Below are 10024 nucleotides of genomic sequence, written 5' to 3'. Positions count from 1 at the left end.
CATTCGCTTGCCGCCCCCCAAGTTTGCACTAAAAGTAAATTCGAGTGACGCGACAACTAGCCTGACATGGAGGGAAAGCGGCAAAGAAACGAAGCAAAGAAAACGCTTTCAACCACGCTACCCTAAGTGTCGACAGCGTGCAGTTTTCATTCATAGGTGCCCCAAAAGCACGGTGCTCGCCAGAGCGAAGGATGTGTGAAACCCTCCTTCTCCGAACACAGGTTCTGACTCGCTTCGCCACCAGTGATTGAACCCGCCCAAGGTTCACCCCGCGCTATCCGCGGACACCACCCTCCGAATCAGTATACTTGGAGCATTACGTAGCCAACCATCAAGCGGTACTTGTAGCACGTGTGCCGCAAGTACCGCTTCTGTTCAGACCTCGACCGTAAGCCGCTCCGCGCTCTCTATCGGAAATGCCGTATCGAGTGCCGCATGCAGCAGCGCTGCATGCGCAGCGCCCGCGTCCAGGACGATCAACTTCTCCGCGAAGGCCTTCTCCAGCGAAAGCCTACCCTCGATCACCGCTTCCATCGCCGTTTCCGTTGCAATAAAGACCACGTCCCGGTCCTCCTGGTTTTCCGCAGTCACGTCTGGCGGCTCCGGACTGCAGTCGGGATCGAAGCCGGTCTCCGTCGCGTGGAAAAAGCCCCACGTCCCAATCTCAATGAGCAACACGTAGAAATCCGGCAGCGCCATCAATTCGCTTACCGACATCGACGACTCCAGCCGACACTGCAACGCCTTCAACGTATCAATGGCAGCCACACGCAACTTCACATTGGCTAGCGGGCCATCGAAAACCTTTTCCGGCAGCACCCCTGCTTCGATCGCTTCACGGGTGGCGACCGCCACCGTTAGCGACCCGGGATGGTCAACGTTAAATTCAATCTTGAGGTCGCAGATAGAGCACATTGTCTTAATTCCTTTGCAAGCGCCGCGTAGCCCTCAAGGCGTCACGATGTTGAACCAGAAATCGAAGTTATCAAGCCAGGACACAAATTCACCCAGCTTCTGCGTGTTACCCGTGATCTTCGCCTTGCCCGCAATAATCTGTTTCTCCATTGTCGTGTTACCCATCATGACTTCATTAAGATCAGTACGCGCCATGGTCACGGATGCATCGGCCGTATCCGAGGTCCTGCCCTTCGAATAGTGCAGCGCGGAATTCTCTACACCAACCACGTAGCTCTCCTTCGTGTCAGTCATGATGAAGTTGAACGAGATCGTTTTTCCCGCAGCCCTATCCGCATTCAGGCGAACGCCCTGGTAATCCAGGAACATCTCCAGCGGCATTGCCTTGATGGTGTCAGGACTTTGCGAACTGCCAAACGGAACCTTATGTACACCGTTACGCAACTCCATAGCACCCGTCAAATAGAAATTGCGCCAGCTCGATGATTCCGCCTGATAACCGAGCTGTTCATATGCATCCGCCAGCATGTGCTTCGCAGGGACGTTTTTCGGATCGGCAAATACAACGTGGTTCACCACCTCCGCGACCCAGCGGTATTCGCCTTTGTCGTAATATTTCTGCGCCTTCTTCAGCACAGCGTCTGAGCCGCCCATGAACTCCACGTAACGCTTGCCGTTTTCAACCGGCGGCAATCTGTGAAGATTCGCAGGCACGCCGTCGAAAAATCCCAGACGCAAGTTGTATTGCGCGACCACATCATGGAAAACCGTGCCGTAGTAACTGCGGCAATACCACTGTTTTGCCAAGGTGTCAGGCAAGCGCAGCATCTCCCCTATCTCAAGAGGCGTGTAGCCCGTATTGGCCAGGCGCATGGTCTGGTCATGCAAATACCGGTACATGTCGCGCTGCGCTCTCAGGAATGCAATGATCCGCTCGTTTCCCCACGTCGGCCAATAGTGCGAAGCGAACAGGACTTGCATGTCGCTGCCGAACATATCAATGGCCGCCTGAAGATACTTCGACCACAACAAGGCATCACGTACTTTTGCACCGCGCAACGTGTAAAGGTTGTGCAGCGTGTGAGTCGCATCCTCGGCGGCGCAAAACGCCTTGTATTTCGGAATGTAGAACATGAACTCCGACGGCGCTTCGGATTCCGGCGCCATGATCACCGTCATTTCAACGCCATCCATGGTCAGCTTCTGACCCGTCTCGGTGGCAAAGTCCGTCGGTACCAGCAGCGTGATCGCGCCTACGGACGTGGTTTTGCCCAGACCCGCGTCGACTACCCCGTCCACGCCCCGCGGCAGCAAATTGCCGTACATGTACGCGGCCCGCCGGCTCATCGCGTTACCCGCGATGACGTTTTCCCCCACCGCGGCCTCCGTGAATCCAGCCGGAGCGTATATCTTTACCTTGCCTGCCTTTAAATCGGCTTCGTCAACAATACCGCGTATGCCGCCGTAATGATCTGCATGGCTGTGCGTATATATAACGTGGGTAATCGGCCGGTCACCAAGATGCGGTATGACCAATTGCTTCCAAACTACAACCGATACATCCGCTGTCATCAAAGGATCAACGACAATCCAGCCGGTATCCCCGCGGATAATACTCATCACCGAAAGGTCGTAACCCCGGACCTGCCAGATACCGTCAACCACTTCGAACAAACCGTGATTCATGTTCAGCTTGGCATTTCGCCAAAGACTGGGATTGACGGAATCCGGAGCGTTATTCTCCGGACCACCGGTAATAAACGCGAATTGACCCAAATCCCACGCCGCGCCGCCCTTGGAACTCGGAATAATGCCGGGACTCGGCAACGTGGCGATCAACCCACGGCTCGCATCCTGGAAATCCTGGGTGTCGTTGAAAGCTAATTGATTGGCATAAACGGAATTCGCTTCCAGCGTTGCTTTGGTCGGGGGTTTTGATCCAATGCCGGTGGGCATGGTGGGCGAGGCTCCCTGTGCCAGCGCCTCGCCACCCACTGCGCTTAAACCTGATGCAACGCCCACTGTAACCACACCGCGGAGAAACTCTCTACGCTTGCTCGCGGAAGCCGGTATTTTTTCGTCGGACATATGAATTACCTCCTGGGTTTCCGATTGTCCTAATGGCAAATCGCCTGATAGGCACTTGTAATTAACGAGTCCTGCAAACCATGCTTTCAATTAGAATTATTTGTAATTGAAAGCATGGGTTATGGCTTTTTATCGACCGCTAATAATAGTTGCAAGGTTGTCTCCATGCACAAGGCGAAGTGATTCAATCCCTGATCAAGCGATTGATAAGGTGCATTTGGACGCCTTGAGAGCTGTCTCGACCAATATCGTTTTTCACAGCGTTTGGGTGAGATTGTCGGAAAATTTTTTTCTTGATATTTACGGTCGTTTCGCCTAATGCGTGCAATGCACCGGTGAAATTCCTGAAAAATTTAATAGCGCTGTATTGATCAACTATTCGCGCGAACGTTTTCCCATTTGCAGCATCGCGGTCTGTCGTGCCTCGGCGTTCCGGCCTGGACCCGCTGTCCTGCGACGCGCTTCCCCGATCGAGCACTATCTAAAGCATTTTTGATCATTTGCATTTCACATGCTGGACGCGCAAGAATGCGTTTTATGCATTCATCGATCTAACCGGTCGGCCGGCCCGTACCCATGGAAATCCGTCAACTGGAAGCGTTTGCCGCTGTCATGTCCGCCGGAAGCGTCACTGCCGCCGGGCGTTTGCTCGGGCGCTCGCAACCCGCGGTATCGCGCTCGATCCAGGAGCTGGAAGCCGAGATCGGTTATCCACTGTTCCAGCGTTTCGGGCCACGCGTAGCGCCCACACGAGAGGCATCCGAGCTTTACCAGGACGTCGAACGCTCGCTCGCAAGCCTTCGTCAGGTGAAATTGCGCGCCGAGCAGATCGCACGGCAAGCGCCGCCTCCGCTCACCATCGCGGCCACATCAGCGCTCGCCGCCGGGCTCGTGCCTCGCGCGCTGGCCTTGCTCAACGAGGGCCATCCGCTCGAGTCCGTGCATTTGCGTAGCGCCGCCCCCGAACAAGTCGTTGATGCCGTGCTGAGCGGCATCGTCGATATGGGTGTCTCAAGCCTCCCGCTCGAACATCGTGGCGTACTCGTGCACTGGATCGGCGAGGCTGCATGCGTTGCCGCCGTGCACGCAGACGATCCACTCGCGCAAGCGCCGCGCATCGCCTTGAGCGATTTTGCAAACCGTCGTCTCGTGACGATGCAGAATCCCTACCGCCTGCGGCCACGGCTCGACTCGGCATTCGCGCAAGCGGGCGTACGCACGGCCGGCGTGATCGAAACGAACTCGTCGCTGAACGCGCTCGGCGCGGTGCGCGCGGGACTCGGGCTCGCCGTGCTGGAGCCGGTAACGGCGCTTGGACTGCCCGTCGATGGCGTGGTGATCCGTCCGCTCGATATCCGCATCGCGTTCCTGTTCGGCGTTATTACGCCCGAGTTCCGGCCACCCAGTGCAGCGACTCTTGCCGCGGCGCAAGCGCTGGCGATTGCAGCCGCCGAGATCCTGCCCGACTTCGTCCTCCACGACGCGAGCCAGCACAGCGCGATTCTTCAAGCGCTCTACGGCGAGCCCGACGACATCCTCAATCCGACCGAAGAGCCCGCCACGTGAGCCTCGACAAAAACATATCACCGATACCCCCTACTGGCCTCGCTGCGCTCGAAGCACGCCTCGCGGAAGACCTGTCCCTGCTCGAATTGCCCGCGCGCGAATGGGTGCCCGGCAAGACGCACAACGGCAGCGACGTGCTGGACGTAGCGGTAATTGGCGGCGGCATGGCGGGGTTGGCTGCGTCCGCCGCGCTCAAGTTGCTAGGTGTGCGGGCGGTTATCTTTGACCGCTCGCCGCAGGGACTGGAGGGCCCTTGGGCCACGACCGCTCGCATGGAAACACTACGGTCTCCGAAGCAACTTACCGGACCCGCTTTAGGCTTACCTGCACTGACCTTCCGCGCATGGTTCGAGGCTCAATTCGGTACGCTCGCATGGCAAGCGCTCGACAAGATCGAACGCCTGCAATGGATGCAATATCTGGTCTGGTATCGCCGCGCGCTCGCACTCGATGTCCGCAACGGTCACACTATTGAAGCCGTGACGCCACGCGCCGATGGTCTCGTCGTATTAAGCATACGAACGTTTGATCGTCGCTTCGATGTCTACGCGCGGCGTGTCGTGCTCGCTACCGGGCGCGACGGATTGGGCGGCCCAGCGTTGCCGGGATTTGTCGAAGGATTGCCGCGTAATCGCTGGGCGCATTCATCGGATACCACCGACTACACCACTCTCGCCGGCAAACGCGTGGCCGTGGTCGGCGGCGGTTCATCAGCCATGGACAGTGCTGCCACGGCGCTCGAAGCAGGTGCCGCGAGCGTCGATCTGCTGATCAGGCGTTCTGACCTTCCACGCGTGAACAAGGGCAAGGGCGCCGGTAATCCGGGCCTCACGCACGGTCATCAATCGCTGCCCGATGAATGGAAATGGAAGATCCGCCATTACATCAATACCGTGCAGGTACCCCCGCCGCGTGGCAGTACGCTGCGGGTATCGCGTCATCCGAACGCACGTTTTAACCTTGGATGCCCAGTGTTATCGGTTGAAAGCACAGAGAATGGTCTTTCGATCCACACGCCCAAAGGCACCTTCGCGGCCGATTTCCTCGTGGTCTCCACAGGCTTCAAGGTCGACTGGTCCGCGCGCCCGGAATTCGCAGCGTTTGGCGCCTATATCCGCACCTGGGCCGACCGCTACACGCCGCCACACGGCGACGAAGACGCCGAGTTGTCGGATTCGCCCGATGTCGGACCCGCGTTTGAATTCCTCGAAAAATCCCCCGGCGTTTGCCCCGGCTTGTCGCGCATCCACTGCTTCTGCTATCCCGCGTCGCTCTCACAAGGCGCCGTCTCCGGCGACATTCCCGCGATCAGCACGGGCGCAAAACGGCTCGCGCAAGGCATTGCGAGTTTGCTGTATAGCGAGGACGTCGAGCAACATTACGCCGCGCTGGAAGCGTACGCCGAACCGGAACTCTACGGTGACGAATGGCAACCGGCCGAAGCGCCGCCCCAGTATGCGGAGGACCAATGAGCGGCTGGCTCATTCGCCGAATCGCGCAAGCGGCGTTCGTCGTGCTGCTGATGACGCTGATCGTGTTCATCGGCCTGCATGCGATCGGCAATCCGATTGATATTCTCATCGGACAGGACGTCGATCAGGTCGACCGGGCGCGCATCATTGCTCAACTCGGCCTCGACCAGCCGCTCTGGAAACAGTATCTGGCGTTCCTCGCCGGTGCGATGCATGGCGATCTAGGCAACAGCTTCGTTTATAACGAGCCCGCGATCCGCCTGATCCTGCAACGCCTTCCCGCAACCCTGGAGCTCGCTGTCTCGGCGCTGCTGCTAGCGCTGGTGATCGGTATTCCGCTGGGGCTTTTCGCTGGGCTGCATCCACGCAATCCGCTCTCGAAGATGCTGATGACAGGCAGTATTGTCGGCTTCTCCCTGCCTACGTTCTGGGTCGGCCTGATGCTCATCATGTTGTTCAGCGTGAAGCTCGGATGGCTGCCCGCCAGCGGACGCGGAGCGACTGCAAGCCTGTTCGGTGTCCAGTGGTCGTGGCTCACGCTCGATGGCCTGCGTCACCTGATCCTGCCCGCGCTGAACCTGTCGCTCTTCAAGGTGTCGCTGGTCTTGCGTCTCACGAGTGCCGGTGTACGCGAAGTCATGCCGATGGAACACGTGCGTTTTGCCCGCGCCAAGGGTTTGTCGCCCACGCGTGTGGTGCTGGTTCATATCCTGCGCAATACGCTGATTCCGCTTGTCACGGTGATCGGTCTGGAGTTCGGTTCGACCATTGCGTTCGCGGTCGTCACCGAGACCGTGTTCTCATGGCCGGGCGCGGGCAAGCTCATACTCGACAGCATCAACGCGCTCGATCGTCCAGTGATCCTGTCGTACCTGATCGTGGTCGTCTGCATGTTCGTCTCGCTGAACCTGTTCGTCGATATCCTCTACAAGTTCCTCGATCCGCGCGTGCGGCTGGAGGGCGCGCGATGAGCACGACTCCGCTGGTTCCCGAGACGGAAAAGCCCGTGCTCGGCGCGCTCAAACGCCGTCAGTCGCCGTGGCGTCAGCTCGTCTCGGACTTTGGCCGTTCTCCCGCGGCGATGGCTGCGTTGATCGTCGCAATACTGCTGGTGCTTGCGGCCATTTTTGCGCCGCTGATCACGCCGCAAAATCCATACGACCTGCTGCAACTCGACGTACTCGATGCCCGCCTCCCCCCCGGTTCGATGAACGGCGCCGGCACGCATGCGTACTGGCTCGGCACCGACGGTCAGGGCCGCGACCTGTATTCCGCGATGCTCTACGGCCTGCGCCTGAGCCTGTCAGTGGGCCTTGGCTCGGCAGTGATCGCGGGCGTGGTCGGCACCGTGTTTGGCCTGGTCGCGGCTTACGCCGGAGGCAAGGTCGACAGCCTCATCATGCGGCTCGTGGACCTGCTGCTGGCCTTCCCGTCCATCCTCGTCGCCATGATGCTGCTCGCGTTCCTGGGCAAGAGCGTGACCAACGTCGTGCTCACGCTGGTGCTGATCGAATGGGCGTATTACGCACGCACCGCGCGAGCGCAAGCACTGGTCGAAGCGCGACGCGAATATGTTGAAGCCGCGCGCAGTCTCGCGATCCCCAACTGGCGCATCGTGCTCGTTCACATCCTGCCGAACTGCCTGCCGCCGCTGATCGTGGTCGGCACACTGCAAGTCGCGCGCGCGATCACGCTTGAAGCAACGCTATCGTTCCTGGGCCTCGGCGTGCCGATCACGGAACCCTCGCTGGGACTGCTGATTGCCAACGGCTACCAGACCATGCTTTCGGGCGAATACTGGACCAGCGTGTATCCGGGTCTTGCGCTGCTCGCCATGCTGGTGTCGATCAACATGGTCGGCGACCGTCTGCGCGAATTGCTCAATCCGAGGTTCGTGAAATGAGCGACGCTGCTTTCCATGATTTTCATACCGCGGACAACACGCTCGAAGTCCGCCATCTGCGCACGCGCTTCTTCACCCGCGAAGGCGAACTGCCCGCTGTTGAAGACGTCTCACTGACGCTCGCTCGCGGGCGCGTACTGGGTCTGGTCGGCGAGTCGGGATCGGGAAAATCCGTGACCGGCTTCTCGATCATGGGACTCATTGATGCCCCCGGCCGCGTGGTCAGCGGCGAGATACTGTTCAAAGGCAAGAACCTCGTCGGCTTGCCCGAAGCGGAGATGCGACGCCTGCGCGGCAGCCGTATCGCGATGGTGTTTCAGGACCCCATGTCCACGCTCAATCCGGTGCAGCGCGTGGACGCGCAGATGATTGAAGCGGTGCGCGCGCATCGCGACGTCAGCCGACGCGCCGCGCGCGAACAGGCGAGCGAAGCGCTGGCGGCCATGGGCATTGCGAGTCCCGACGAACGGCTGCGCGCGTATCCGCATCAGCTATCAGGAGGGATGCGCCAGCGTGTAGCAATTGCGATTGCGATGCTGCACAAGCCGGACCTGATCATCGCCGATGAACCCACTACCGCGCTCGATGTCACCATCCAGGCGCAGATTCTGTCCGAAGTGCAAACGCTCGTGCGCACGCAAGGCACGTCGCTGATCTGGATCACGCACGACCTGTCGGTGGTGGCGGGCCTCGCTGATGACATCGCCGTGATGTATGCGGGCCGGATCGTTGAACAGGGCACCGTGGATGCGGTACTCGACCGTCCGCAGCATCCGTACACGGCGGGTCTGATCGACAGTTTGCCGAGCCTCAATACGCGCGGCAAAAGGCTCACGCAGATTGCGGGCATCACGCCCGACCTGCGCTCGCTGCCGCCGGGCTGTGGGTTCGCTGCGCGCTGCATGCGTGCCACGTCGGTCTGCTCAACGCCTCCGGTACTTGGCCCCTCGCCGGCCGCACAAGCGTCCGAGCATGGCACGCATCTCGTGCGCTGTTTTCATCCCGGCCGGCAAGCCAATGTCCGTACGGAGACAACCGCATGAGCGAGATCAAACCACGCGCGCTCATCGAATTGCGCGGCGTCAGCCAGCGCTTCGGTGAACGCGACGAGAACGCCGCAACACGCTGGTTACGTGAGCGTAACGTGCTTGCAGCGCAAGCGGTCACGCGCGCCGTCGAACATGTCGATCTTGCGATCACGCCGGGCGAAGTGGTCGGGCTGGTCGGCGAATCCGGCTGCGGAAAATCGACACTCGGCCGAATTGTCTCGGGGCTCATCGCACCGACCGAAGGCGACGTGCTGGTCGATGGACAGGACCGCGCGGCCATGTCACCGGCTGCGCTGCGCGCCGCGCGGCTGGCGATCCAGATGATCTTCCAGGACCCGTATTCGAGCCTGAATCCAAGAAGGCGCATTCGCGATATCGTTGGCGAAGCACCCCTCATTCACGGCGTGGTTGAACGCGCCGATCTCGACACCTACGTGGCGGAGCAATTAAAACGCGCGGGCCTCGATCCGTCGCTTGCCGATCGTTATCCGCATGAGTTCAGCGGCGGTCAGCGGCAGCGCATCGGGATTGCAAGAGCGCTCGCGGTCAACCCATCCATGCTCGTCTGCGATGAAGCGGTCGCCGCCCTGGATGTATCAATACAAGCGCAGATCCTGAATCTCTTCATGGACCTGCGTGAACAGCTCAATCTCACGTACCTGTTCATCAGCCACGACCTGGGCGTGGTCGAGCAGTTGTCGGATCGCGTGGTGATCATGTATCTCGGGCGGGTGGTGGAAAGCGCACCCGTGGAAGAAATATTCCGGCATCCGAATCATCCGTATACCCAGACCTTGCTGGCCGAAATTCCTCGTATCGACGCACGCAAGAAGCACTTCACCGCCATTCGCGGCGAGATGCCAAGCCCGCTTTCGCCGCCCTCCGGTTGCCATTTTCATCCGCGATGTCCGCACGCGATGCCGCGTTGCAAGACCGAAGTGCCGCGTTTGACGCGCATCGCCAACGAGCATGTCAGCGCGTGTCATCTGAACGACGCTCCATAAGTTCAATCCAGAACACACTTAATAAAA

At 59.6% G+C, this 10024-nt stretch carries 8 protein-coding genes; 6 read left to right on the top strand and 2 right to left on the bottom strand.

Features of this window, described 5'->3' with window-relative positions; translation table 11 throughout:
• Positions 1–375 precede the first annotated feature (375 nt).
• Positions 376–915 carry a hypothetical protein gene (locus GSQ93_RS31845; RefSeq protein WP_158939922.1) on the bottom strand — a complete coding sequence of 180 codons (540 nt, stop codon included), beginning with the start codon at positions 913–915 and terminating at the stop codon, positions 376–378.
• Positions 916–948: 33 nt separating this feature from the next.
• Positions 949–3003 carry an alkyl/aryl-sulfatase gene (locus GSQ93_RS31840; protein WP_158939921.1) on the bottom strand — a complete coding sequence of 685 codons (2055 nt, stop codon included), beginning with the start codon at positions 3001–3003 and terminating at the stop codon, positions 949–951.
• Positions 3004–3579: 576 nt separating this feature from the next.
• Between GSQ93_RS31840 and GSQ93_RS31835 the strand changes: the two genes are divergently transcribed.
• Genes GSQ93_RS31835 through GSQ93_RS31810 form a run of 6 tightly spaced genes read left to right on the top strand, consistent with a single transcriptional unit; the run spans position 3580 to position 9997 of the window.
• Positions 3580–4569 carry a LysR family transcriptional regulator gene (locus GSQ93_RS31835; RefSeq protein ID WP_158939920.1) on the top strand — a complete coding sequence of 330 codons (990 nt, stop codon included), beginning with the start codon at positions 3580–3582 and terminating at the stop codon, positions 4567–4569.
• Complete coding sequence (locus tag GSQ93_RS31830) at positions 4566–6041, top strand: NAD(P)/FAD-dependent oxidoreductase (RefSeq protein WP_158939919.1); 1476 nt, start codon at positions 4566–4568, stop codon at positions 6039–6041. The genes GSQ93_RS31835 and GSQ93_RS31830 overlap by 4 nt, the downstream gene beginning before the upstream one ends.
• Positions 6038–7012 (top strand): ABC transporter permease, encoded by a 975-nt coding sequence (locus tag GSQ93_RS31825; protein WP_158939918.1) that lies wholly within the window; start codon positions 6038–6040, stop codon positions 7010–7012. The genes GSQ93_RS31830 and GSQ93_RS31825 overlap by 4 nt, the downstream gene beginning before the upstream one ends.
• Positions 7009–7944: an ABC transporter permease gene (locus GSQ93_RS31820; protein ID WP_158939917.1), complete on the top strand. Its 936-nt coding sequence runs from the start codon at positions 7009–7011 to the stop codon at positions 7942–7944. Before GSQ93_RS31825 ends, GSQ93_RS31820 begins: the two co-directional genes overlap by 4 nt.
• The gene (locus GSQ93_RS31815) at positions 7941–8987 is read left to right on the top strand and encodes an ABC transporter ATP-binding protein (RefSeq protein ID WP_158939916.1); all 1047 of its coding nucleotides are present in this window, start codon (positions 7941–7943) and stop codon (positions 8985–8987) included. Before GSQ93_RS31820 ends, GSQ93_RS31815 begins: the two co-directional genes overlap by 4 nt.
• Positions 8984–9997, top strand: a complete 1014-nt coding sequence (locus tag GSQ93_RS31810) for an ABC transporter ATP-binding protein (protein ID WP_158939915.1) — start codon at positions 8984–8986, stop codon at positions 9995–9997. The genes GSQ93_RS31815 and GSQ93_RS31810 overlap by 4 nt, the downstream gene beginning before the upstream one ends.
• Positions 9998–10024: the final 27 nt, after the last annotated feature.

Source organism: Burkholderia sp. S171 (assembly GCF_009766085.1).
Classification (GTDB): Bacteria; Pseudomonadota; Gammaproteobacteria; order Burkholderiales; family Burkholderiaceae; genus Caballeronia.
This window is presented reverse-complemented; position numbering and strand designations above follow the sequence as displayed.

Bases quoted from the DNA above. Each gene is read 5' to 3' on its own strand.
- GSQ93_RS31845 (WP_158939922.1), bottom strand. From the start codon at position 915: ATGTGCTCTATCTGCGACCTCAAGATTGAATTTAACGTTGACCATCCC.
- GSQ93_RS31840 (WP_158939921.1), bottom strand. From the start codon at position 3,003: ATGTCCGACGAAAAAATACCGGCTTCCGCGAGCAAGCGTAGAGAGTTT.
- GSQ93_RS31835 (WP_158939920.1), top strand. From the start codon at position 3,580: ATGGAAATCCGTCAACTGGAAGCGTTTGCCGCTGTCATGTCCGCCGGA.
- GSQ93_RS31825 (WP_158939918.1), top strand. From the start codon at position 6,038: ATGAGCGGCTGGCTCATTCGCCGAATCGCGCAAGCGGCGTTCGTCGTG.
- GSQ93_RS31820 (WP_158939917.1), top strand. From the start codon at position 7,009: ATGAGCACGACTCCGCTGGTTCCCGAGACGGAAAAGCCCGTGCTCGGC.
- GSQ93_RS31815 (WP_158939916.1), top strand. From the start codon at position 7,941: ATGAGCGACGCTGCTTTCCATGATTTTCATACCGCGGACAACACGCTC.
- GSQ93_RS31810 (WP_158939915.1), top strand. From the start codon at position 8,984: ATGAGCGAGATCAAACCACGCGCGCTCATCGAATTGCGCGGCGTCAGC.